General features: G+C 39.0%; 21 protein-coding genes. 15 read left to right on the forward strand and 6 right to left on the reverse strand.

Going from position 1 to position 26,811, the window contains the following annotated elements:
• Window positions 1-3: 3 nt before the first annotated feature.
• From AAOP42_RS23430 to AAOP42_RS23455, 6 genes are all read right to left on the reverse strand, one after another.
• Complete coding sequence (locus AAOP42_RS23430; protein WP_349531032.1) at window positions 4-1,443, reverse strand: DUF1501 domain-containing protein; 1,440 nt, start codon at window positions 1,441-1,443, stop codon at window positions 4-6.
• A gap of 4 nt (window positions 1,444-1,447) precedes the next feature.
• Window positions 1,448-4,621, reverse strand: coding sequence for a DUF1553 domain-containing protein (locus AAOP42_RS23435; RefSeq protein WP_349531033.1), 3,174 nt, complete (start codon window positions 4,619-4,621; stop codon window positions 1,448-1,450).
• Window positions 4,622-4,692: 71 nt separating this feature from the next.
• Window positions 4,693-6,426, reverse strand: a complete 1,734-nt coding sequence (locus AAOP42_RS23440; protein ID WP_349531034.1) for a RagB/SusD family nutrient uptake outer membrane protein — start codon at window positions 6,424-6,426, stop codon at window positions 4,693-4,695.
• Between the two features lie 29 nt (window positions 6,427-6,455).
• Window positions 6,456-9,827, reverse strand: coding sequence for a SusC/RagA family TonB-linked outer membrane protein (locus AAOP42_RS23445; RefSeq protein WP_349531035.1), 3,372 nt, complete (start codon window positions 9,825-9,827; stop codon window positions 6,456-6,458).
• Between the two features lie 142 nt (window positions 9,828-9,969).
• On the reverse strand, window positions 9,970-10,989 hold the full coding sequence (locus tag AAOP42_RS23450; RefSeq protein WP_349531036.1) for a FecR family protein: 1,020 nt from the start codon (window positions 10,987-10,989) through the stop codon (window positions 9,970-9,972).
• 46 nt (window positions 10,990-11,035) lie between these two features.
• Window positions 11,036-11,689 (reverse strand): RNA polymerase sigma factor, encoded by a 654-nt coding sequence (locus AAOP42_RS23455; RefSeq protein ID WP_349531037.1) that lies wholly within the window; start codon window positions 11,687-11,689, stop codon window positions 11,036-11,038.
• A gap of 419 nt (window positions 11,690-12,108) precedes the next feature.
• Here AAOP42_RS23455 and AAOP42_RS23460 point away from each other — a divergent pair, with 419 nt between their 5' ends.
• The 15 genes from AAOP42_RS23460 (at window position 12,109) to AAOP42_RS23530 (ending at window position 26,779) form a co-directional block, all read left to right on the forward strand.
• On the forward strand, window positions 12,109-13,341 hold the full coding sequence (locus AAOP42_RS23460) for an OmpA family protein (protein WP_349531038.1): 1,233 nt from the start codon (window positions 12,109-12,111) through the stop codon (window positions 13,339-13,341).
• 135 nt (window positions 13,342-13,476) lie between these two features.
• A complete protein-coding gene (locus AAOP42_RS23465; RefSeq protein WP_349531039.1) occupies window positions 13,477-13,890 on the forward strand; it encodes a response regulator in 414 nt (137 codons plus the stop codon).
• A gap of 2 nt (window positions 13,891-13,892) precedes the next feature.
• Window positions 13,893-14,441, forward strand: a complete 549-nt coding sequence (locus AAOP42_RS23470; RefSeq protein ID WP_349531040.1) for a heme NO-binding domain-containing protein — start codon at window positions 13,893-13,895, stop codon at window positions 14,439-14,441.
• Complete coding sequence (locus tag AAOP42_RS23475; RefSeq protein WP_349531041.1) at window positions 14,428-16,389, forward strand: PAS domain S-box protein; 1,962 nt, start codon at window positions 14,428-14,430, stop codon at window positions 16,387-16,389. Before AAOP42_RS23470 ends, AAOP42_RS23475 begins: the two co-directional genes overlap by 14 nt.
• Before the next feature lie 4 nt (window positions 16,390-16,393).
• Window positions 16,394-17,494 carry an FIST signal transduction protein gene (locus AAOP42_RS23480; protein ID WP_349531042.1) on the forward strand — a complete coding sequence of 367 codons (1,101 nt, stop codon included), beginning with the start codon at window positions 16,394-16,396 and terminating at the stop codon, window positions 17,492-17,494.
• A 30-nt stretch (window positions 17,495-17,524) separates the two neighbouring features.
• Window positions 17,525-18,673 (forward strand): sensor histidine kinase, encoded by a 1,149-nt coding sequence (locus AAOP42_RS23485; protein WP_349531043.1) that lies wholly within the window; start codon window positions 17,525-17,527, stop codon window positions 18,671-18,673.
• The gene (locus tag AAOP42_RS23490; protein WP_349531044.1) at window positions 18,660-18,977 is read left to right on the forward strand and encodes an Hpt domain-containing protein; all 318 of its coding nucleotides are present in this window, start codon (window positions 18,660-18,662) and stop codon (window positions 18,975-18,977) included. The genes AAOP42_RS23485 and AAOP42_RS23490 overlap by 14 nt, the downstream gene beginning before the upstream one ends.
• Window positions 18,978-18,986: 9 nt before the next feature.
• The gene (locus AAOP42_RS23495; protein WP_349531045.1) at window positions 18,987-19,706 is read left to right on the forward strand and encodes a LytR/AlgR family response regulator transcription factor; all 720 of its coding nucleotides are present in this window, start codon (window positions 18,987-18,989) and stop codon (window positions 19,704-19,706) included.
• A 210-nt stretch (window positions 19,707-19,916) separates the two neighbouring features.
• Window positions 19,917-20,555 carry a hypothetical protein gene (locus AAOP42_RS23500; RefSeq protein ID WP_349531046.1) on the forward strand — a complete coding sequence of 213 codons (639 nt, stop codon included), beginning with the start codon at window positions 19,917-19,919 and terminating at the stop codon, window positions 20,553-20,555.
• Window positions 20,556-20,895: 340 nt separating this feature from the next.
• Window positions 20,896-21,339, forward strand: a complete 444-nt coding sequence (locus AAOP42_RS23505; protein WP_349531047.1) for a hypothetical protein — start codon at window positions 20,896-20,898, stop codon at window positions 21,337-21,339.
• A gap of 397 nt (window positions 21,340-21,736) precedes the next feature.
• On the forward strand, window positions 21,737-22,543 hold the full coding sequence (locus AAOP42_RS23510) for a hypothetical protein (protein ID WP_349531048.1): 807 nt from the start codon (window positions 21,737-21,739) through the stop codon (window positions 22,541-22,543).
• 32 nt (window positions 22,544-22,575) lie between these two features.
• Window positions 22,576-25,290 (forward strand): hypothetical protein, encoded by a 2,715-nt coding sequence (locus tag AAOP42_RS23515; RefSeq protein ID WP_349531049.1) that lies wholly within the window; start codon window positions 22,576-22,578, stop codon window positions 25,288-25,290.
• Window positions 25,290-25,871 (forward strand): hypothetical protein, encoded by a 582-nt coding sequence (locus AAOP42_RS23520; protein ID WP_349531050.1) that lies wholly within the window; start codon window positions 25,290-25,292, stop codon window positions 25,869-25,871. The genes AAOP42_RS23515 and AAOP42_RS23520 overlap by 1 nt, the downstream gene beginning before the upstream one ends.
• A 12-nt stretch (window positions 25,872-25,883) precedes the next feature.
• On the forward strand, window positions 25,884-26,483 hold the full coding sequence (locus AAOP42_RS23525; protein WP_349531052.1) for a hypothetical protein: 600 nt from the start codon (window positions 25,884-25,886) through the stop codon (window positions 26,481-26,483).
• A 5-nt stretch (window positions 26,484-26,488) separates the two neighbouring features.
• Window positions 26,489-26,779: a hypothetical protein gene (locus tag AAOP42_RS23530; RefSeq protein WP_349531053.1), complete on the forward strand. Its 291-nt coding sequence runs from the start codon at window positions 26,489-26,491 to the stop codon at window positions 26,777-26,779.
• Window positions 26,780-26,811: the final 32 nt, after the last annotated feature.

Here is a 26,811-nt window from a genome sequence, read left to right on the forward strand (position 1 = left end):
TAATTACGATAAAATTTCATTTACTACTCTTCCATGAACATCCGTTAACCGAAATCTTCTTCCCTGATATTTAAAAGTGAGTTTTTCATGATTCACACCAAGCAGGTGCATTAAGGTAGCCTGAAAATCATGAACATGAACGCCATCACTTATTATGTTATATCCAAAATCATCGGTACTACCATATACAGTACCCGCTTTCACTCCGGCTCCTGCCATAAACAAAGTAAAACATTTAGGATGGTGGTCTCTACCATAATTCGTAGTACTCAGTGTACCTTGAGAATAATTTGTGCGACCAAATTCACCTCCCCATATTACGAGTGTATCTTCCAAAAGCCCCCTTTGTTTTAAATCCATGATGAGGGCAGCTGACGGTTGATCGGTTTCTTTGCATTGTTTTTTTATCGCATTGGGCAAGTTGCCGTGCTGATCCCAACCCTGATGGTAGAGTTGCACAAACTTCACGTCTTTTTCAATCAATCGTCTGGCAAGCAAACAATTGGCAGCATAAGTGCCTGGTATTTTACTATCCTCCCCATACATCTCATAGATGTAGTCTGGCTCTCCAGTGGTATCCATGATTTCAGGTACCGAAGTTTGCATTCTGAATGCCATCTCATATTGAGACATTCTGGCTCTAATCTCAGGATCACCAACTCTATCAAATTGTATTTCCTGAAGGGTATTCAAATGATCAAGTTGTGTACGTCGGTTCTTTTCAGAAACGCCGGGAGGATTTGACAAGAAGAGTACCGGGTTTTTTCCAGCTCGAAATTGTACGCCCTGATGCTCAGAAGGAAGAAAGCCATTACCCCAAAGCCTGGAGTAAAGCGGCTGACCAAATTTGTCCTTTGTTACTAAAACTACAAAACCCGGCAAATTGGAATTATCACTACCTAATCCATAGCTCACCCATGAACCAATAGATGGTCTGCCCGGAAATTGTGAACCTGTTTGAATGAAAGTAACTGCCGGATCATGGTTAATCACTTCGGTGTACATTGATTTTATGAAGCAAAGTTCGTCGGTGATTTTTGCAGTATGTGGCATTAATTCACTTACCCATGCTCCGCTTTGTCCATGTTGTTTAAAATTGAAAAGTGAACCTGCCAATGGAAAAGAAGTTTGGCCAGCACTCATTCCTGTGAGTCTCTGTCCTTGTCTTACACTTTCAGGCAACTCTTGTCCGTTCAGTTTATTCAACAGTGGTTTATAGTCGAACAAGTCCAACTGCGACGGAGCTCCACTTTGGAATAAGTAAATCACTCTTTTTACTTTAGGAGTAAAATGCGGCTGTCCCAGAATACCCCCAGACTCTGGTATTCCCGCATTTAAACTAAATGGATGCATCATCGAACCTAATGTCAGAGCACCTAATCCTAGCGAAGTTTTCGTCAGGAAATCTCGTCTAGTGTAATTACTCTTTTGGTGATTGCACATATTTTTATCTTTTATTATAAGTTTCGTCCATATTAAAAAGGGTATTTGATAAGACTGTCAGGGTAGCCATTTCCACCGGATCAAATTTATTATCCACCTTAAAATCACCCACTGATAAGTAATCAACTACTCCTGATTCGTCTTTGCGGAATTCAGTCATTTCTTCATGATAGAGGGACTCAAAGACAGACAACTCCTCCTCATTTGGAAGTCTGCTTAATGCCAGTTTAAACCCCGTTTCGATTTTTTCTTTCAAAGAATCTCCAGCCTCCTTCTTTATTCGCAACGCCAAAGCCCTGGACGCTTCAAGGAACTGGGGATCATTGAGCAATACAAGAGATTGTAGGGGCGTATTGGTTCGCTCTCTCTTAATTGTACACACCTCTCTGCTTGGAGCATCGAATATTGTCATAAATGGTGGCGGGGAAGTCCTCCTAATAAAGGTGTACATGCTCTTTCTATATTGCCTTTCATCCCGATTTCTAATATAATACATCAGTTTATTAGAGAAATTCCCCTTTTCAATCCAAAGGCTATCCGGTTGATAGGGCTTTACACTTTCCCCTCCAATATTTTCATTGAGTAAACCACTTGCAGCCAAAACATTGTCCCTGATAAATTCCGCCTGCCAACGATAACTTGGTGCTCTTGCCAGCCATATGTTTTCATTATCCTTTTCGAGATGAATATCCGTGATCTTGGAATCCTGACGGTAGGTATGACTCATGACCATAAGCTTGATAAGAGATCTTAAATTCCAATCAGATTCTACAAACCAAATGGCCAACCAGTCCAACAATTCGGGATGGGTTGGAAGATCTCCCTGACTGCCAAAATCGTGTGCTGTACCGACTATCCCCCTTCCAAAAATCATCTGCCAATATCGATTTACTGCCACCCTTGCTGTAAGCGGATTTTTTTTATCAAACAACCATTGACTCAATCCGAGCCGATTTTTTGGCAGGCTATCTGACATTTCTAAAATCTTAGCAGGTGTCCCTGCTTCTACAGATTCACCGAGGGCATCATACACACCTCTGTTCAATATGTATGTCTGTCTTGGTGGATCCATCTCACGCATCACTGTCAACTCTGCAATCGAATCCAGAATATTCAACTTTTCGGTTCTAAGTGCCAATAACTTTTCAGATACCTCCTTTATTTTTTTCTTTTTAGGGTGAAAAATTACAGGTACTTTACCTTCATGAGATTGGTTAAATATCGATTCCACCTGCGAGGGGAGCACTTCTACATCAAAGACAGATAATTCATCAATAGTCCCCTTCAATACACCATTATCGCCAGTTCCTATCCTGGTGTTTTTACCCATTAGCAATCCCCGTGAGTCTCGCTCTAGTTTCCCTGTAAGTGGCAAAATACTTTTGTACAGCTCATCATAAATCACCTTTTTCTTGGCCTTCTTTTTGTCTATGTATATGGATATGCCTTCAGCTCTAGAAGATCCATCATAAGTAAAAAACAAATGAGACCATTCATTGAGGGATATTTTATCAACTGTTTTTACATGGACGTAATTATGAGGAAGTTGGCTTATCAATTGTACTGCTACCTGATTCGTAGAATCGAGGTAAAAATTCCAACCACGCCAATAGCTATTTTTCCACCCACCATTACCGATGATTAATTTAGTTTTTCCTGTCTCTTCGGAGAGCTTGACCCAGGCTGATACTGAGAATGACTGTGTGGCCTCAAACTGACCAAATGATTTTATCAATACACGATCATCCTGATGATCAAAAAAACGTGCTTTACCTGAGATCCCATCAATTTCATCAGTATTGTTTTGAACCGTCAATGGTCTTTCGTCTATATATTTTGAAGATTTAGTCTCGGTTAACTTTTCAAATGAATGGTGTAGAATAGGCTTTATTTTTTCAAATTCATTACTTTCTACAAAAGATGAAATGGCCTCTATTTCAGTTTTCTCAAATCGGTATGAGGTTTCCCAGTCAGAAATTTTAGCGTCCAGTTCAGAAATCTTTGCATCCTGCTCTGCGTCGGACAACAGAACCATAGGACCAAAGTCATTATCATTCCCAATCATCCCAAGTTCTTTTATATTATTGAAAAAGGCACTAAGCTGATAATATTCCTTTTGGGAAATGGGATCAAACTTATGGTTATGGCATCTGGCACATTCCACTGTTAATCCCAAAAAAGCAGTGCCCACCGTATTTGTTCTATTCCCCACATATTCGAGTCTATATTCTTCATCGACTATTCCTGATTCTGAATTGGTGGGGTTGTTGCGATTAAAAGCTGTTGCAATGATTTGATCCTTCGTAGCATTAGGCATTAGGTCACCTGCCAGTTGCTCACTCACAAATTCGTCGTAAGGTTTGTTTTCTTTAAAAGCATTGATCACCCAGTCCCTCCAAGGCCAAACAGTCCTCAATCCATCGGAATGATGCCCGTGAGAATCGGCGTATCGTGCCAAGTCCAACCATTCCAAGGTCAATCGTTCTGCATGAGCATCGGTGCTCAGTAATCTATCCACAACCTTTTCATAGGCATTATCAGAATTGTCATTGATGAAATCATCAATCTCACCAAGAGTCGGAGGAATACCCGTGAGCTCCATGGTTACCCTCCGAAGCAATTGATTCTTCGCAGCTACATTAGAGGGTTCCAAACCATTTTGACCTAATTTATTCTGGATAAATAAGTCAATTTCATTATTTACTTTCCACCCGTCAATGGGTTTCGGCAAGTCTCGCTTCTCTGGAGGAATAAATGCCCAATGCTCCTTCCATTTTGCTCCCTGTTCCACCCATTTGATAATCGATGCTTTTTCATACGCTGATAAGAAATAATTGGATTCAGGAGGTGGCATCATGTACTCCTTATCTTCACTCAAAATTCGGCTAATCGATGCACTTTCTGATAGATTTCCTGAAACAAAAGCAAAATTTCCATTCTCCGTTTTTGAAAACATTCCTTCTGGATTGTCTAATCGCAAATCCGCCCCCCTTGTCATATCATCCGGGCCATGGCATTGATAACATCGATCAGAGATGATCGGTTTGATGTGGATATTAAAATCTATTTCTTCTGGAAGTTTCTCATAGGCTTGAGAAACGTCTTCCGGCATTTCAATATTACAACTTATAAGCGTGATTAGCACACAACTCCAAAGACTATACTTGTTATAGCTCATAGTTTGTCAAATTACAGATATAAAAAGCCCGGTTGGCAAAACCACCAACCGGGCTTTTATATCGGTTTTAATCAATATCCTCCTTCATTTTGATTTATGTCAGCTCCTAATCCGGCATAGGTATCAACTTCTGATTGTGGTATAGGCAACAAATAATCCCTTGGATTAGAAAAAGTTCTATTTTGAGAATTAGGGAAACGTTGGTCAGTATTCAAGTCATACTGACTCTCAATACCCTCATAAGAAACGAAACAGTCATCATCAATTTGAGGAATCAGGGTGGCATTTGCCTCGTCCAAAATTCTTCCATAAAGGGTAACCGGCATCACCTTTTCGGCTATTTTCCAACGTCGTATATCAAACAAACGAAAGCCTTCATTGGCAAGCTCCACTTTACGCTCACGTCGAATCACTTTTCTCAACTCAGCCTGATTGGTGGTAGTGATAGCAGGGTAGTTACCCGTATCCGTCACATCTACACCATAAGCTCTTGCACGCACACGATTGATGGCTGTCAATACTGTAGCATCAATACTGTTTTGCTCAATCTTAGCTTCAGCATAAATCAATAGTACTTCGGCAAACCTCATCAAAGTGAAATTTTGATCACTGAACACTTGATTGATCTTTTGAGCCTCTTCATCTGTATATTTCTTCCACAGGTAACCACAAAATGCTGCCGGCCAAATGACCACCCTTGAGTCTTTATTTGACCCTCCACTTGATCCATCCGTTAGCCTCACTATTAAACTATCAGGGTGACTCTCAAAAATAAGTCCTGCCCACTCACTTTGAGGAGTGATTATTGATGCCTTCAGCCTGGGGTCTCTATTGTCAAATGGATGTTTAGGATCATAAATAGCAGACTCATCTATCGGAAGGCCATCAGTAGCTTCATAGCTGTCAATCATGGACTGAGTAGGAACTACAGTACTGTAACCATTCCTGTTTCTTGAACCCTGAGCCTGAGGAAAATTTGTTGTTGCAAATCCTTGCATAAACGGCATCACAAACATTATTTCATCGGAATTATCTGCTGCATTTGTAAATAAAGCCTCGTAGTTTGGATATAAATCATAATTATCATTGTCGATGACAGTTTTCGCTGATGCAGCGGCTTCCGCAAACAGACCATTGTACAAAGCGATCCTTGCCCGCAAACCCAATGCGTAACCACTGGTAATCCTTCCCGGGTCTGATTGGGTCGCAGGCAAAAGGCCTACCGCAGTTTCAAGGTCATCTAACAAATTCGCAGCAATGGTTGCTTTTGCTGTTCTGGGTAGCAAAGCTTCTTCCGGGGATTTTGCCAATGATTCAGTGAAAGGAACATCTCCAAACAATTCGATTAGATAATGATAATAATAAGCCCGTAAAACCAAAGCCTGACCTTTTATTTCATTGAATGCTACTTCCGGAACTACATCCTTCGCCCGATCCATGTTTACCAGCAAATTATTGGCACGACCTATACCTCTGTACAAAGATAAGTATATGTCCTTAAAACCAGCTGTAGAAGCACTGTGGGTACCTGCACCCAACTCATCAAACCCTGTATATCCACCTCTAACCAATCCTATATCTGTAGCAGCATTGTCCATAGTTACCGGAATAGGCAAACTATACCCTCCTTGCCAAACAACAGACCTGTAAACCCCCGTCAAAGCCAAATCAAGTTCTTGCTCATTGGAGAAAAAAGTAGCATCTGTTGGTTGTGTTAGTGAGTTAAGATCCAACACCTCTTTCTCACAGGCACTCATTGAAAAGAGTACTGTAAGCACTAAATATATTTTCTTAATGTTTTTCATAATTTCCATTTTTAAAATATCAATTGAGACTAAAACCTAACCTCTATACCAAAAGTGTAAGATGAAACGATGGGATAGAATTCACCTTGAGATCCGCTCGGTACAAGGGGATCGACACCATCAGGCATTTTGTCCCAGGTGATTAAATTCTGACCTGAGAAATAGACTCGTGCGTAACTTATCAGGATATTCTCCAGTAATGAACTTGGAAGAGAATAACCGAAATTGATATTTCTAAGCCTCAAATAAGAACCATCAAATACATAAGTACTGGAAGTCTGGATGTCGTTGCTACCAGCACTGGTAGGTGATAAAATAGGAAATTTAGCATTGGGATTTTCAGGTGTCCAACTCTCTTTAAGTTGCCATTCCTGAATTTTACCAGCATTGTAAAGCGGCCATACTACATCTCCTCCCAGTCTGACATCTCTCTTTGTTACACCCTGAAAAGCAAATGAGAGGTCGAACCCTTTATATTGGAATCCCAGATTAAATGAATAGCTCATTTGTGGAAAAGAATTTCCTATGATCACCCTGTCATCACCATTGATCAAACCATCAGCAGCATCAGGGATACCATCATTATTCGTATCTACTGTCAGTTGGTCTTTGTAGCGAAGGTTTCCTGGTTTCAAAGTGCCAATTTGGGCTGGTGCATTGTCTATCTCATCCTGGGACTGGAATATACCCTGTGTTTCATACCCATAAATAGAGTTGATAGGCTTTCCTAAAGTGGTAATCCCTGTACCACTAATAATTGGCCCTACCCCAGCAAGATCTGTCACTTTATTTTTAACATTTGAAGCAATGAATCGTACGTTGTACGTAAAGTCATTGATATCATCCTGCCAACCCAGTGAAAGATCCCATCCACGATTTTCGAGACTAGCAGCATTTTGTGTTGCAGGATCCAATCCAACATTCAGCGGAATAGGAATTTGCAACAAAATGTCATTCGTTTTTCTGATGTAATATTCAGCTGTTAAATTCAACTTGTTCTTGAAAGCACTGGCATCAACACCAAAATTGGTTGTCTCGGTAGTTTCCCATTGGATCGCTTCATTTGCCAATACATTTTGTGTAGCTCCTGTAAAAACTGTGTTCCCAAATACATAATTACTGCTACCCAATGCAATAGAAGATACATAAGGGAAATCGCTACCTATTTGTTGATTTCCTAATTGTCCCCAGGAGGCACGCAATTTCAAATCACTAAACAGACCGTTTGCTGGGAAGAAGCTTTCTTCTGCTACTCTCCAGCCAACAGAAAACGATGGAAATACAGATGCCCTGTTGGCTTTAGCAAATCTTGAAGATGCATCCCTTCTAATGTTAGCCTCAAATAAGTATTTGTTTCCTATTGAATAGTTTACACGTCCAAAATAAGACAGCAAACCATTGTGCGAGGCACTGCCAGAGTTGCTATCATTTTCTTGTGAACCAGCATTAAGTACCTGATAATTCTGTAGGATAAACTGATCCCTATAGGCACCAAACCCGGAACTATTGGTTTTGATCATTTCATATCCAGCCAAGGCGGTCAGGCTTTGATTGTTGAAATCAAGGGTGTAAGATGCTATAGCATTTAGGTTGTGCGTTAAAGATCGATTGTTACTTTGACTCAGTGAACTTCTGTTTGGAGTAGTCCTGGTTGTTTTCAAATCCCAATCAATAATGGTGTCAATAGTTCTGACAAACTCTTTACCGTAAGTATCCCCATATTCAGGTGAATACATCAATGACAGGTTTAATCCCTTTATTGGTTCGTAATTTAACCGTGTAACACTTCGGAAGTAATTATTCTCTACTACATTCAAACCACTTGCTTCTGCAAATGCTATTGGGTTTTGACCACCCCAAGCGTCACCCCAAGACCCGTCACTGTGACGCACAAAATAGATAGGGGGAGTTCTGAATGCTTCTCGATTAATAAGATTAAGTCCTGTAGAAGGCTCCTTGGTTAGTCCCTGACTGAAATTTAAATCGAAGTTGATTTTAAATTTATCTGAGACTTTAAAATCGGAATTGAATCGACCATTGTACCGTTTGAAATTAAAATTGGGAATATTTCCATTTTGCTCCTGATAGGAAAGGGATGCCGCCACGGTCAACCTATCAGTACCACCGGAAGCACTGATCTGATGATACTGCATAAATCCACTTTCAGAATACAATTCATTTACCCAATCTGTATCAGCGTAGCGATCAGGATCTTTTCCAATATTAGCAGCATAATCGTCGATTACAGCTTGTGAAGAGGATCCATCATGCTTAAGGAATTCAAGACCTCCTAAAAATTTTGGTCTCCCTGTTACTGACTGTTTGCCTATGTAACTTTTATAACCTACTTTGATTTCACCTTCTTTGGCTCTTTTTGTGGTAATCAGAATCACTCCATTTGCTGCCCTGGATCCATAAATAGAGGATGCAGCAGCGTCTTTAAGGACAGACATATTTTCAATGTCACTAGGATCTATTCCGTTAATATCACCCTGTACCCCATCAATCAATACAAGCGGCTCATTTTTAGATCCGGAACCTAAAGAACCTAGTCCTCTAATTACAATGGATCCAACATCCTTTCCAGGCTGCCCACTACCCTGAACTACCGTGAGACCAGGTACTGCCCCTGTCAATGCGGATGAAACCTGAAATACAGGTTGTTTGGTTAATGATGATCCCTCCACTTGCTCCACCGATCCGGTCAGGTTCACTTTCTTCTGAGTTCCATATCCTACCACTACTACTTCTTCCAATTGAGCTGCATCAAGAAGCATTGCTATGTCTATTACTGTTTGCGACCCTACTGTGATTTCCTGTGTACTATACCCTACAAATGAAACTACAAGGACAGCATCAATGGCAGCACTCATACTATAGTTTCCATCCAAATCAGAAGTAGTACCCGTACTAGTCCCTTTTATAACAATACTTGCACCAGGTAATCCCTCTCCATTTTCATCAGTAATTTTGCCTGATATGTCCACATCTTCGATAATGACTTCAACATCATTATTTTGTTTGTTTCGAATATTTCCTTTTTGTACTATGATATTTCTGTTTACCTGACGAAATTTCAAGCCTGATTTTTTAGATATATCAATCAAAATATCCCTTACTCTTAAAGACTCTCCTTTACGAAAGGAGATATCCAATGATCTGTCAATGTCTTCTTTGCTGTATGAAAAGCGGAAATCTGTGTGATTTTCCAGCATTTTAAATACCTTCTCCAATTTGGCGTTGGTAAATTCCATTTCAACAGTAACATCGCTTACACTTTGTATTTTTTGGGCACTGGTGTCTTCCGCCCATATAGAGCTCAACATAAAACATTGAACGACAAGACCGTATAGTGACAGCTTAGAAAGCATAATTAACTTGTCTAGTAATTTTAACTTCATAATTTTGTATTTGAGATGAATAATTCGTTTGAGTCTCGGCTTCATGTGATTGTTGGCGCTATTTCATGAAACCAATAGGACCGGCCTCTGAGGTCGGTCTTTTTTTGTAGTGGTTTTGGTTATATTTTCATAGGCATGCTTTTTATTTTAAAATAACTATATCGTCATGAAACTCATAATCGAATCCCATGGACAAACCGACGTTGTGTAACACTCTTTCAAGGCTTTCTTTCTCAAAAGTTCCAAAAAAGTGTTTTCTCTTTTTTAATTTCGTTTGGTTTTGAATCTCTACTCCATACCACAATTCAAGGGTAGGAATAATTTCTTCCAAAGTAAGGTCGTGAAATATTAGCTTGCCATTTTTCCATGCCAATACTTCCTCTACATTGAAAGTGTCCGGCTCTGAAATACTGTTGCCCTTCACTATGGAAAATTGCCCTGGCAACAGCGTCATTTCATTTTTTTGACCGTTTTTACCTCTATCAGTCTTCAACTTCACTTTTCCAGTAACCAGGCTTATCTGTATCTCATGTAGGGCAAGTGCATCCACATCGAATGATGTTCCAACTGCTTCTACTTTCACATTTCTGCAATCAACCACAAAAGGCATTTTAGGGTTTTTGAATACATCAAAAAATGCCTGACCTGTTAGGTGAATATCCCTGTTTTCTTGTCCAAAATTAGACGAATAGCTTATTTTACTCCCGGAATTGAGCCATACTATAGAGCCATCCGGCAAGGTAATGGTTGACTTCTGTCCGGGTAGTGTTTCTTTTTCTATTATCTTGCTCGCCACTTCATTGGTCTCTGCCCCTGAGAAGAAATCAATCTCGTTCGCCAAGATCGCAGAAGCAATGACGATCAATACTGCTGCAACTTTCAAGAGGTTACCTATATTTGAGCGTATCCAGTTAGGCCTTTTCGCAGTTACAGGTTCAAAAACGGCTTCCCAAATTTGTTTTCCTACTTCTTCCTGGTTGATTAACATTTGATCTTCCTCACCAAAAAACCTGTCTTGCCATATTTCGGCGAACACCTCATATTCGTCTTTGGCCTGAGCAGATGAGTCCAACCATTTCTGAATTTGCGCCTTCTCACTGGTCGAAGCACTTCCGGAAAGTTCCTTAGCCAATATATCGTATGGTGTGTTGTTTATTTTCATGGTTTCAATCTATTCAAAGTAAAAAGCCAGAAGTAAGCGTTTACCCTTAATGTTTTATTTTTTTAATATTTACAATTTTAGTCATAGTGGCTTTTCCAGCTTTATAATCTGCTATCGTTTTAGCAATGGCCTTCATGGCTAGACTCATGTGGGCTTCCACCGTTTTGATGGATAAATCCAGCAACTCTGCCACATCTTTGTATTTCAACTGATCTTCCTTGATCAATTTAAAAACCATTTTTCGCTTGGTAGGCAAACCATCTATGGTGTCCTTTACCACAGTGTAAAATTCATTGCCTATGTACTCATCCTCCGGAGAATTGCTATAAGTCAACAACAAATCACCTTCACTTTCCAGTTTTCCCGAATAAACCAACGGTGTATTTTTTCTAAGGTATTTTAGAGCCTGATGTTTGGTTACTATAAACAAGTATCCTTCTATGCTGTCCATTTGAGCAATTTTTTCACGTTTTTTAAGGATAGTCAAAAGCACATCCGAAACTATCTCTTCAGCAGTATTGTGGTCATTTATATACAGAAGGGTAAACCAAATCAGTTTGGGATAATACTTATTGAAAAAGTAGTTGTAAGCATCACGATCATTGGATTGAGAGAGTTTTTGAAAAACTTCTTTCAAACTCCATTCTTCGTATTTCTCTACATTTTGCAAAAGTGACTTCAGTTTAGATAGTTGTATCAAGTTACACTCGATTTCTATGAAAAGCCAAAATGCAGGAAATACCCTTAGTCAGGTGTGGAATTATTTTTCATAAAGTTTTATAAACCTTTATGTGACATTATTTAAAGATTTATAGACATGTAAGAGTCACTAACCTATCCACAAAATGGACCGACTGGATTGTATACATTTGACTGAACAGTAAGTTAAGCTCACAGAAGCTAAATTTACTTTATTATGAAAAGAGAAAGAAGATCCTTTGACTAGAGTTTATATTATATAATCGTGGCTTATCGGTAAGTTATACATACATATCGATATCGCTTTTTATATACCTACACTAATTTTTGATTAACCGAAACTAAAACGTCATTCACCTATAGCGAGAGATTTCTGCTGTCCCATAGAGCTATGTTTGGAGAAATTTATCTCATACAACTATGAAAAAGCTCCTGATCGCAGTACTGTTTTTTGTCACTTACGCAACAGTAAGTGCCCAATTTGTGGATGACAAAAATTGGTTGGTTGTTACGGCTGACAACAACCAAATTGGATCACTTTTTCAAAAGCCAATCAAGGATTTATTAAAAATCAACAAGCCTTCTTTCAGCATAGGCGTGGAGCATTACATGACTGAAAACTTCAATATTTCTGGCAAGGTTTCAATGGGAAAAGTATATGATTCAAGATATTCAAATCAGGGAGAACCAAATTTCCTTATGGCAAATTTCACGGAGGTAGAGGCTTCAGGAATATTTAAGCTTAATAATGTGATTATGCCCAATGAACAAAAATTCACTCCGTTTCTGGAACTGGGATTAGCACTTGCCAACTTCAATGGAAACGAAAACGATAAGGTCAATGGCGTTTCAGTAAAAGTGCCAATGGCAGTCGGGGTTCGCTACCGTCTGAATGAAAATATGCAGTTGGTCGCCAAAATCGGTAACCACGCCACCACATCGACAAATTATAGACGATTGTCACTAGGTTTTTCTTTTTCTCTCAAGGGAAAACTGGATGCCGATAAAGATGGTGTATATGATAAAGATGACGAGTGTCCATCTGATTTCGGCCCTATAAGCAACAATGGATGCCCCTACCCAGATACGGATCAAGATGGTGTGATAGATATTGACGATGAATGCCCACTTATAGTGGGCAACTTAAAAGGATGTCCGGATATGGATAATGACGGAATTCCCGACCATAAAGACAAATGCCCTGAAATTTTCGGCTTGAGCCAACACGACGGTTGCCCTGATACAGATGGAGATGGAATCATAGACTCTGAAGACCCATGTCCAAATGTGATGGGAGCAGTGAATGGATGTCCTCAAACCGACTTTATTTCTCAGATACACTTTGATTTCAACAGTAGCATAATAAATTCAAACTACTATGCAGAACTGAACAAGTTGGTAAAAGCCCTGATTGGTCAAGAAGGTATGAAGGTTGTTCTTTTGGGCTATACTGATAATGTAGGTGAGAAAAAAACCAACATAACATTATCTAAAAGACGCGCTGAAAACGTTAGAGCCTACCTTATAAATGGGGGTTTAAGCATCAATCAAATCACTATCAACGCATTTGGGGAGAAATATTCAATAGCAGACAATAGTACAGAAGAAGGACGTGCCAAAAACCGAAGGGTAGAGATAACTATATCGGAGTAAATGGAAGCTGAAGCTTTTCCATTCATCGAAACTTAATTGCATTTCACCGACACTTTTTGTCCGCTTCGCTGTGTTTGACTCTATCGAAAATCAATTATAGTGATCTTTGAATCATCAACTCCAGAATTTAAAAGCATGACGACACCCCCTTCCATACTATTTATAGACGATGACATGATCGAACGAATGAAATTCAACCGTACGGTCACTTCTCTTGGTTTTGAAAACAAAATCATAGAGGCTACCAATGGAGAAGAGGCGCTGAAAATACTGGAAAGCAAAGACTCACTGCCCGATATTATCCTCCTGGATCTCAACATGCCAAGGATCAGCGGGAAAGAGTTTTTGAAAATCTTAAAAAGTAACGAAACCCTGAAATTTATACCTACCATTGTATTGACCACATCCAGCAATCACAAGGACTTGCTGGAATGCTATAAAATAGGCATTGCCGGATACGTACTTAAACCTTTAAAATATGAAGATTATATGAAAAAGATTTCAAAAGTTATATCTTACTGGAACACAAATGAATTAATAATCTTATAAAAATGAAGGGAGTTGTCTTTACTGAGTTTCTTGAAATGGTGGAAACCAAATTTGGACTTGAAACTGTAAATGAAATCATAGAGCAATCCGAACTCAAGTCTGAAGGTATTTACACTTCAATAGGCACCTACGATTTTAGCGAGATGCAATCTTTAATAGGTTCTCTAAGCACTCATACTTCCATACCCGTAGATGATTTGATTTATGTATATGGTGAATACTTTTTTAATTATCTGATCTCAACACATCCAAAAATATTTGAACACTACAAATCTCCTGCTCATTTTTTGAAGTCAGTGGAAGGGCATATTCATGTTCAGGTAAGGAAAATTTACCCAGATGCAGAGTTGCCAACATTTGAAGTATCAGAAGTGACAGACAACATAATGGAAATGACTTATTCCTCACCACGGGCGTTGTACAAATTTGCCGAAGCATTAATTGTTAAGACATTTGCTTTCTATAAACATAAGATTACCATCTCCTTTAACAAACTAAAAAAGGATGGAACTTTAGTCAAATTTACCATTACCCACAATGGAAAACAGTAGAATAGTAAGCCTGGAAAAGGCCTTAAAACGGGAAAGAGCAGCTAGAAAACAAGCGGAAAACATCCTTGAAATGAAGTCGCTTGAGCTGTATGAGATCAATCAGAAGCTCAAAATGAGCAGTCGTCCTAAGCAAGCGATAAAAGCAGTATTATCACATACAGATATCAATGATGCTTATGTTAAAATAGATATGGACGGAAATTTCCTGGCCATGAATGAAGCGGCAGTGAAGGTTTTTGGCTATGACATTATGAATGAACCGGTCAATGCTTTTGACCTTATATATAGGGATGACTACAGCCATGTGATGGCCGCTTTCAGGGGGATGGTGGAAAACGGCAACAACATTGACTTTGTCGCCCGGGCTTACTCGAAAAATAATCCTGTAAAAACTATACATGTCAATGCCGAAGCAATTTATGATGATGACAATAAGCCAATTGCAGCGGAAGGCTTCCTATGGGACATCACCCAGGAATCCAAAATGAAAGAACTGCTAGCCCAGCAGGAAGAGCAGTTATCGATCATTGTAAACAATTCTTCTTTTGGTATAGTGTTGTCCGAAGGTGAAAACATAAAGAGGGCCAACCAGGCCTTTCAAGACATGGTTGGTTACACCCATAGGGAGCTTGTCAATATGGATTCCAATCAATTATTCCGACCAGAAGACATTGAAGATATTGACCAGGCAAGAAATAGTCTCAAAGCCGGTAAGAAGTTTATTGAATTTGTTCACTTCATTCAAAAAAAGGACGGCTCCCTAATAAAGACCAAAATCAATGTAACAAATGTAGTATCTGAAGATAAGCGCACGAATTACAGAGTATCGATCATAAAGGATATCACCGAAGAATCGAGAAAGCAAGAAATATTTGAAGAACAAAAAAAGCAACTCGAAATAATAGTTGAGAATTCGCCATTGGGGATTTCCCTGGCAGATACCAACGGGTTTACCAAAGTGAACAAGGCATTCTGCAACCTCCTGGGCTATTCGGAAACGGAATTGTCAAAATTGTCTTTTAAAGATATAACCTACCCCACTGATCTAACTAAATCTTTGGAGTTAAGTCAAAAAATGTTTGAGGGTCAATTGGATGATTTTACCGTAAGTAAACGCTACATCAAAAAGAAGGGGGGCATTATCAATGCAAAAACTCATGTGAGTGCCGTCAGGGATTCAAAAGGGGACGTGAAATATATTATGGGCATTCTGGAAGACATTACTGAGCAAGTAAAATCGGAACAGTTCCGAGAGCAACTACTAAAACAACTAAAAAAGAGCAACAATGAATTGCATGAGTACGCCCATGTCGTTTCTCACGATTTAAAATCTCCGCTTAGGAATATTTCTGCTATAGTAAGTTGGATCAGGGAAGACTGTAAGGAAATTATCAATGAAAAGGGCAACAACAATCTGGTGATGATTGAGAACACAGTAGAAAAAATGGAAAACCTCATTAATGGAATATTGACTTACTCCAGTATATCGCAGGGCGAAGAGGAATCTATTATTTCGATAGATGAAACAGTCAGAAATATTGTAAAAATGCTTTACGTACCCGATCATGTTACTATCACTATTCAAAAGACCCTGCCGAAAATATATGGAGATCAAATCCGTATGCAGCAACTTTTTCAAAACCTGATAGGTAATGCCATAAACTACATGGACAAAAAAGAAGGTGAAATAATAATAAATTGTGAAGAAGAGGACGATTGGTGGCTTATTTCAATTCAAGACAATGGAATCGGTATTGCTAAAGAATACCACGAAAAAATATTTGGCATATTCCAATCTCTGAACTCAGAACAAAACTCAGAATCCACAGGAATCGGGCTGTCAATAGTTAAGAAAATAGTAGAACTATATGGAGGCGAAATATCCCTGACCAGTGAAGTGGGGAAAGGCACTACTTTTTATGTGAAACTAAAAAAACTTATTGCATAACGACATGTATATATATTCTACAAATTTAGAAGAGATTATTGAGGTATTGATTAGAGACTTTAAAGATAAAACAGTTGTCATATCTCTGGCAGAAAACACCAATTTTGATATAAATGAACTTATTGAATGTTTGGTTGAAAATGACATTCAATTTATCGGAGGTATCTTCCCCAAGATTATCCACAACGTTCAGGTTTTTGAACAAGGAATGATTTTGACGGGTTTTTCCGATGTAGAGAAAACTTTTTTAGTAGAAGGGCTGAACACTACAGATTTTGAAGTCCCTTCCTTAGAATTAGATTCAACCAAAGATAACTTCTTCTTCACTTTTGTAGATGGACTTACCACCAATTTGTCACTTTATTTATCAGAATTGTACAGTCAGTTTGGAAGTAATATGGCGTATTTTGGAAGTGGGGCAGGAAGTCTTAGCTTAAAACAAATACCATGTGTATTCAATAAGGATGGAATATTTCAGGACGCAGCTGTTGGTTTTATTGCACAGAGCAAAGTAGCATTGGGCGTCAAGCACGGATGGAAGCGGGTTGCAGGCCCTTTTATTGCCACTAAAACAGAAAAGAACGTTATCAAGCAAATCAACTGGCAAAATGCATTTGAAGTATATAAAACAATTGTGGAAGAACACGGAAAGGCAGAAATAAGGAAGGACAATTTTTTTGATATATCAAAAGCATATCCATTTGGAATATTGAAAGACAACTCTGAATACGTGGTGAGGGATCCCTTGTCTGTAACCGACGAAGGGGAACTCGTCTGTATTGGAGAAGTGCTGGAAAATACCGTAATGGATATTCTAAAGGGGGATAACGAAACCTTGGTAAAAGCGGCAGAAGATGCTGCAGAGGCGGTCATTGACCAGCTAGAGTTTCCTCACCATGCTTATATAAGCGATTGCATTTCGAGGGTGCTTTTTTTAGAAGATGATTATCACTTGGAGCTTGAAGCGATATTGGGAAAGTTGTACAAAAATGGGAAACAAATTCCTCTGGAAGGAGCCCTGACCCTTGGAGAAATTTCATCCTTTGGTGATGGATACCTTCAGTTATTCAACAAAACAGTTGTCATTGGGTTATTTGAGAAATAGAAAGAAGTGGATACATTCAGCAAAAACATAATGGATATCCTTCAGCTGTATGAGTTTTCTATGGCTATCGGAAAATCTTTGAACTATAAAGAAAACTGTGATTCGTTGCTTAAACTCATCATGTCAAGAAAAGGCTTGCACTCTTGTTGGATTCATGCCTACCAAAGCAACTACTGTAGGGTAACATACTCTATACCAGCCATAACCAACGATAATTTTCCGAATTGTAACAAAAACTTCCTGAAAGAAATACATAACCAGAATAGACCCATGTGGTTTCCAATAACCGATGATATTCGCCAAATTGCTCCATTGACACTTGTAAGTGGATGTGTAGCGGTTTTTAATCTAAAAGATGAGGGTCTTTTGTTTTTACACAACTCTAAAAAACAGGAGTTTACAGAGATAGAGCTTAATCAACTAGGACCAATCATAGACAAATTTACTCTTTCGCTACAGGCATCTGCTGCTTTTATCAAACAAGAGCAATTACTGATTAGCCTAGAAAAGCAAAATCAAGAGTTGAGTGATTATGCCCATGTTGTTTCGCATGATTTGAAATCTCCTCTTAGAAACATTGAAGCACTGACATCTTGGATAAAGGAGGACTCCAGTGCATCGTTAGATGAGAAAGGGACTCAGACTTTTGATCTTATAACAGCCAATTTGGAGAAAATGGATGGATTAATAGATGGTATCTTGAAATATTCCACCATAGATAAAGACAATAGTGAAAGTTACCTTATCAATCTTAATGATTTGGTCACACAAATCATTACGGTCATGAAAGTCCCACAAAATGTAAATGTTGTCTTTATAAATGAATTACCAGTAATCCGAGGTGATAAGTACAGGTTACAGCAACTCTTTTTAAACCTAATAGTGAATGCCATCAAATACAACGACAAGGAGAAAGGTTTGATAGAGATAGGCTCAAGGGCAGTCTTAGGAGGACATGAATTTTTTGTTCGGGACAATGGTAAAGGCATTGACAAAGCATTCAATCACAAAATTTTTGAAATGTTTCAAAGTTTGGAATCCGATAGTCAGGCGACAGGCATTGGACTGTCCATTGTAAAAAAGGTAATATCTTATTATAAAGGTGAAATCTGGCTCGATTCAGTGTTAGGTCAGGGATCTACTTTCTATTTCACCCTCTATGACAATGGAGCAGCCTAATTTATCTAACATTCAATCAATTGCCAGAGGCAGTAAGGATTTTGAATTGAAATTACTCAATGTGGTGAAAGAGGAACTGCCTACAGAAATTGATGCTTTTGAAAAGTATATCAAGGAAGGTGTCTATGACAAGGCTTCAGAAATGGTACACAAAATCAAACACAAAATAAGCCTCCTCTCAATGGAGCAGAGTTATTACACAGCTGAAGAATTTGAAAATGAGCTTAGAAATAACAATCCAAATCTTTTGATGGATTTTGAGGAAATATTAAAAAAAATGCGTATTTTTTTGCAACGATATTAACTCACTTGTATGAACTGCATTATTATAGACGATGAACTTACTTCCCGTATCATCTTAAACCAGCATTGTTCTGGTGTATCCGATCTGGATGTTATAGAGGAATTTTCAAATGCAATTCAAGCAATGAAATTTCTCAATGCCAACGAAATTGATTTGATATTTCTGGATATTCATATGCCTGATTTTTCAGGCTTTGACTTCATACAGACTTTAAAGAATCCACCTAAAGTAATACTTACCACTTCGGATAAAGGACTGGCACTGGACGCTTTCGAATACGACTGCATTGTTGATTATTTAGTTAAACCAATTTTGTTTCCCAGATTTGAAAAAGCGGTTGAAAAAGCCAGATCGTTCAGCCAGAGAGATAATTCGAAAGCTGAAGCAAACAATAGTGGCTCGAAATCGACGGTTACCACGAACGAATTTTACGTCAACATCGACCGTACGCTGATCAAGATTGATACTGACACTGTTAATGTCATCGAGGCAAAAGGGGATTATATTTTTATAAAGACTACAGCAAAGGAATATAAAGTACACACTACACTTAAGAAGATTGTAGATAAGCTCCCGCCAAATGTCTTTTTACAGGTACATCGTTCTTATATCATTAATTTGTCACGGATTGTGGATATCGAAGACAATAGTATCCTGATAGATAAAGACGTGATCCCGATAAGCCGCTCCAAAAGGCCAGAACTTATGAGACGATTAAATCTCGTTTAGATTTCACACCGATTCATCCCGAATCGGTTTCTTTTTTTAAGCCCAAATACTGTACTCCTTTCGGTAAATCACTCCACAGTTGTAAAGTCTCCATTGACCGAAACAAAAACGTTATCTACCTCAGACAGTCCATTTTGTTTGCGTTACCAGCCTAAGTTTGAACCATAATTAATAACAAAAAACAATTTTTAAACAAAACAAACAATAATTATGAAAACGTTAAAATTAATTTTCGCAGTAGCAGTAGTATTTGGATTCCAAAACCTTTCTGCACAAGACAACAATGACACAAACGAAGCAAGTCATTCTCTTACTGTAGATGTTCCGGAAGTAGCCATCATCGATATCTTTGATGCAGCTACTGGTACTGAAGCAGGTCCCATTACCATGAACATGGACAATGTAACAAAAGTAGCAAACAACAATTCCGAAGCTGGTCTCTATGCATTTGGAGATGAGCGTTACTCTTCACTCTATTTGAATTACACAAGTGTGGTAGGAGCGGCTGGTACTACTTTTGACCAGACCAGAACTATCGACGTAAAATTGGAAAACGGAAGCGAACTTCCAGGTAGCGTGGACTTTGTGATTACTCCATCGGCTGCAGCTATCGACCCAATGGGTGGAGATGCAAGTTCAAGGGGAACAATCAAGCCTGCGGCTAAATTCGGTGTAACTACCCCGATCAATACTTCTGTGGTACTTGTTGAAAACATCAAAAGTATCTACAGTGGTGACGGTGCAAAAGGAGTTCAATTGGAGTACTCTTTGGAGCAGAACGGAAACTTCTCAGCCTATCAGGCCGATACTTATACAGCTTCAGTTCTATACACTATATCTGATCTGTAATAATCAGATAATACCACTCCAATCTAAGCCCTTGGTCTCGCTGAGTCCAAGGGCTTTTTCATGTTTTATCTTCCTTAAAGAATTGTCCACTGAACACAGGTTGATATCATGCTGTTTTCCTTCGTTTTCAACCGCTATAATCAATTCCTATTCCTTTAAATCCTAGCTTTCAAGGTTACAGCATTTTCAATAGCAATGTTGGTTTTGGCCTTTCAAATGGCTTACTGAAACAAAACGGCTGTTCACCGAAAGCTAATTGCCATTCACCTGTTTTTCCTCATAACATGCTGATTTACAAGATACTTTTACTATAAAATTAATTAACCAAAAAGTAAACGTCATGAAAAAAATAGCATTATTATCAATTATATTGATCGGATTCTTAATGTCCGCTTATGCCCAGGAATGGATGGTCGAAAGCTACATGGAACGAACCCATATTAGCACTAAAATAGGAACATCGGTAGGACTTGTTCTTTCAGGAAATATCAAGGTGGGTGCATTTTATCAAAAGCATGCCAATACTTCGTTGTTCCAGGAGGAAGAACTCCCACACCTATATGAGGAACATTTCAAAGGGATTTACTTCAGTTATCCAATAAAGCAATCTAAAATATTTGAGCTTGACATGAAAATCAGGACAGGGCTTACAAATGTGGGCTTTATAATCACACCTTCATTCCATGCCTATGTAGAGCCTATAAGGAAGGTAAGGCTTGGCTTGGGGCTAGGTATGAGAATGCTTAGACCCACGGTGCAACCCTCTATTTCTATCACCCTTTAAACGAACATATAAGATTGAATTACCATTACAAATTTGTGCAGGGTTCAAAGATAAAATGATCATCGCTAAACATCGGTGGTCATTTCCCTTTATGTAAATCCAGGCTACTGCTGATAAATCTGACTTTATTTTTCATGACCAAAAGGCTTCAAAAATTGAAGCCTTTTTTAGTGGCGCAAAGTGAAATTCTGAATTGAAAAATCAACCTATCCAAAGTGGAGAGATACTGCTCGACAAAGAAGTATCAGATTTCCTGTGTGGACAGGAAACAAGCAAAATACAGTAAAAGAAGCATATTGACCATCCACCTATACTAAGCTACCAACTACCGACACATGGGCATTTGAGGGATATGAAAGCTGCATTTTTGAGATATAATTCATAAACAAATAATCAAATGAAACATTTAATAGCACTCTTAATCATTCTTTCGATCGCCTCAAAGGCGGCTTTGGCCAGCGTTTCAATCATGAATGGGCTTAGCCACATGTACAACGGAAACTCCGGGGATGTAATTCAGGGGCAGGTAGTTCTTGTGAACACTTCTGATCAAAGCCAGCGCGTAAAATTCGAACTGAACGAGGCTCTTTTCTCATGTACATCTGGTCGGGTTTTCACAGAAAAGAGTACTCATGTCCAATCATCCAGCACGTGGTTTGAAGGTGAAGTGATGGAAAAGGTATTGTCCCCAAGGGAAAAGTATGTGTATCGCTTCACTATCCGAATTCCAGAGGATCCAAGCTTGCGAGGTTCTTACTGGACAGCACTTATGGTGTCAGTAGAAAAACCCATCCGGGAGGAGATAATGAACAATGGAATAGGGTTGAATACGAAAGTGAGATATGCAGTTGGCTTACTGACCAACGTAAATGAATTTGACGAAGTAACTCTTGATTTTGAAGAAGTGGATCTTGATACCGACTCACCTAAGTATAAAAATGAATTAGGCATCAAAATACGAAACAATGGGATTTTTATAGAAGGCGTTGCTTTGGTTTTGGAAGTGTATAATGACGCAGGAAAAAGAGTAGCTGTATTTGAAACAGATAGAAATATGGTTTTCCCAGGTGTATGTAAGACCTATTCATTGGACATCTCCAGTTTGCCAGCCGGTAAGTACGAGTGCTTGCTTCTTGCAGATGCAAGAGAGGAGTTTACAGGCACAAACCTGTCTTTACAGTTGGACTCATCGATAGAACTATAAGAATTTACACAACCCTTTAAAGCCATCAAGCCATGTTCAATACTAGCATAAAATACCTAATCATAGTTGCCCTGTTACTTGCTGGTACTGTTGTGCATGCACAAATGGGTTTTAGGATCACCGCCTTAGAAAAGGAAGAAACTTATCTACCAGGAGAAAGATATACATTGGTGATGGAAGTGGTGAATACCTCCAACACCTCGCAAAAAGTAAATCCCCAAATCAATTTACCTGAAACATGGGATTTGATTACCCAGCCAGCAAATACCATATTGAGATCAGGAGAAAAGAAACTGTTGTTTTACAGCATGTTTATACCAACAGGGGAAAGTCCTGGAACCCGGAAAGGGGTATTTAACCTTCTCAATAATCGAGGTGAAACCATAGTCTCCAAAGAATTACTTTTTACCATAGAAGAACACCACAATCTTACTGTTGAAAAACTCATATCAGAGCAATTTATTCAGGCAGGTGAACTGATAGAAACAACTTTTGAAATAAGAAATGATGGAAACGTCAGTGAAAAAGTCATACTTTCTTCAAGGAATCTGATTGAAGGGAAAGCCTTGTTCAACATAGCTGCTGATTCCACGGTTCTCGTAAAAGTCGTTCAGCCAACAAACGAAAAAGATTATTCTATGCGGCAGGTGACCACTAACCTGGAAGTGGAGAACAGCACTACAGGCACTATCCAAAAAGCTTTTAGTTCAACAAAGGTTATTCCAACGAAGGTAGCTGCTAAAGATGCATACTTACGGTATCCGATGGAAGCCAGCATATACCACAACAGCTATACCAGCAATAACATGAGTGCCAATTCCCAATATTTCGAAGTGCGCGGAAACGGGCATTTGGACTCAGCCGATAACCATTTCCTTAACTTATTGATTAGAGCACCAAAACAAGCTAGCCAAAGTAGGTTCGGGGTGACCGATCAATACAGTTTCATCTATAAATACAAAGATCGTACAACCGTGTATTTGGGAGATCACTCTTTCAACATGAACCGATTGGGCTTTACCGGAAGGTTCGGCATGGGCATTAAAGTGGATCAAAAAGTAAACAATTGGTTGCTAAGTGGATTCTATACCAAGCCAAGGCTTTTTAGCTACACCACAGAGCCTACCATTGGAGCAAAGGCGGTATATAGATCATCTGATTATTTAAAAATGGGCATTTCTGTTTCCCATTCGAAAGAGATAGCGCAATACTACAACTACCAGGCTGTGAAAACAGATGGGCAATCAGGTCAAATAGCCGTATTCGAAGTGGACTACCAGGATGAAACCACTACTGTCCGTGCCGAGTTGGCCACAAGTATGACCAGCGAAACCATGGACTATGCCACCGACTTTAATTTGAGCCACAGAATGGGCAAACTTTTCTATAACGGTAGTGTGACCATGGCCGGTGAGAATTATTTTGGGACTTTGAGCAATAGCACCAGGTATTCCAACTCCTTAAACTATAACCTGAATAAATGGAATTTTGGAATTGGGCATGGCTATTCTCAGGTTCACGAACGTGTGGACTCAACCCTATTTGGTGCACGTCCAAGTTTTGAAAATTATTATGCTGCCATTGGCTACCGTGTAAACAGAAACCACTATTTCAATGTTAGGGCTTCCCATAGGAGCAGGGAGGATCAAAGTGATCTTCAAAGTTTCAATTACCGTGAAAAGGGGATTACCTATCGCTATAGATACACAAGGGAATTTTTGACCTTGAATGTTAGCGGTACTTACAACAGAACCCAAAACCTGATTGGTGACAACAATGGGTTTAGGGATACTTATGGTCACTCACTTGGAGCGATCTATAAAATGTCACAGAATTTTTCTGTTAGGGGGAACTTCAGCCACAACAGGACAAACAGGTATAACCAAGCCAATATAAATACGGATTTTTTTCTATACGGAACAGGCATCAACTACAATGTCAATAGGATGTTAAGGTTTAGTGGAAGCTACAACAGTGGCTTCAGTCCGGAAGACACTTATAGAAAAAGGGATTTCATCAATGCCAGCGTGATGGTGAAGAAAGGAAGAAACCATCAGCTAGAGGCGCGTGTGAATTATTTCATCACACCCAACACGATCAATAATAAAGAAGTGTTTGCCTATGTAAAATACACCTACCGTTTTGGTGCGCCTTTGAAAAAAATATTGAAACAGGGTGGCGTTAGTGGACAGGTTGTTTCAAATGATCCTTCCATAGATTTAAGAGGTGTGCAGTTTATGGCTGTAGGAAATTCCGTAAGATCGGACAGGAGTGGGCGCTTCGAATTGAACAATTTACCAGAAGGTGACAACTATGTTATTTTGGACGAATCCACTCTTCCCAGAGGTATTGTTTCTGCTTCACAAATACCTCTTCAGGTGGATGTTTCTGAAAACCAGAAAGAATCTTTACAAATAGAATTGGTGAAGGCTGTGGAAGTGAGAGGCCAGCTCCAGGTTGAAAATGCGAAAATCGACTACAACCTTAAGGGTTACTTGAAGCTGCAAAATGATTCTTTCACTTATTATGTTGAATCAGATAAAGAAGGAAACTTTAAGTTGAATCAAGTGGTACCTGGATCGTATAAGCTTTCCCTTATAAGGCTGAAAAACGAATCAAACCTGTTGGCTACCACAGAGCAGCTTACAATAGATGTGAAAGATAATGCGCAAATGGCTATATTCAAGTTGAAAGCGAAAGAGCGCAGCATCAAGTTTAAAAACAAAGAATTTAAAGTAGGACAATAATGAAAACACGACTAACATATATAGCACTGGTTTTGCTAGTGAGCACATCTTTGTGCCAGGCACAAGAAACACTCAATGCCAACGATCCCAATACATTCATTTTTGGAGGGGATCAAAAATCCACTTCACTGTCAGTGGATATTCTTCCGGTAGCGATAGTGGATGTAGAGCCGGATCCAGGGTCATTTGGTTCTGGTGGTGGGGCAGCAGCTGATATGGAGGCAGGACTACCAGTGACTGGTGGGACGGCAGGCAGTCTCGATAACCTCTGGCTCAACTTTACACACCGTGCGCTCAATTATCAGCCTGCTAGGATTTATGTATCCACCAACCAACCCGTACCTGCCGGAATGACCATCAAGGTTCAAATTATCAGTGTAGGCGCTGGTGGGGATTACCCTAAAAATCCTAATTATAATCAGATAACCCTTAGTCAGGCAGATCAGGTCATTGTATATGATTTTGCCAACGGATATACCGGAGACGGTCTAAACAATGGGTATCAGCTTAGTTATACCATTGATAATCCAGGAGGGGCTTCTCTTCCAGCAGGGTTTGAAGTATTGTACAGAATTCAATAAAAATCAAAAGCCATGAAAACGACACATATATTCATATTCTTATTTTTCATTTCCCAATATAGCTTCGGGCAACTTCTTCCCGGTACATTGGATGTTACTGGTTTTCCAAGCATGTCCCAATCAATTAATGACCTGGTTGATGAAGCGGGTGAAGATGATGCCAGCTATGGTTTCGAATCGGTTTTTGATGCTTCTCAAATATCCTTCATTTTGGATCCTTATACCAATCCTATCACTGGGTTTACGACTTCATCCAATCAAAATTGTACGGCAAATATTTATAGGTACTCAGTATATATGCATACCCAAAATCCACCCCAAAACACGGTTGTTCAGGCAAAAACAACTTTTAATAGTGGGGTGAGATTTCCTGCTGCTATTCCTTATGATGACTTGATAATCAGGCCACTAGGTCCTCGGGATTTAACGCCAGAAAATGGTGGGGCTTACATTACCATACCAAACCAGGGAAATGTTGCTATAAAGGTCTTTGAATTTATTGGTTGCAGGGAGCAGATTCCAATTCAGTTTAAGATAAACCCAAGTGCTTTAGCTATTTCTGGTAACAGTAATTTCAATGTTATTTACACCGTAGTAGGAAGCTTGAATTGATAACTATGATCAATAAAGTATTTTTCGAACGGTTTACAACGGAGGAACTCAATGAATTAAACACTTTTATTGAACAGGTAATAAGTCACAAAGAATTTGATTTACCACAAAAAATAGCTGATTCAGAAACTTCCATACGAATAAAAAAACACCTCAACAGAATGGGCTTTAAAAACTGGAAGAATCTTGCCGACACTTCTCATAAAGAAATCATCAATGACCACAAGTTAAATTCAAAAACCTTAAAAGAAATTGATAAGGAATTAAAAAAAAGAAACTTAAAATGGAAGAAGTAAATTCAAGCAATTTTTCACTTCATCAAAATCAT

Origin of the sequence: Reichenbachiella sp. MALMAid0571 (assembly GCF_040151475.1) — a bacterium.
Taxonomy (GTDB): domain Bacteria; phylum Bacteroidota; class Bacteroidia; order Cytophagales; family Cyclobacteriaceae; genus CAXBNB01.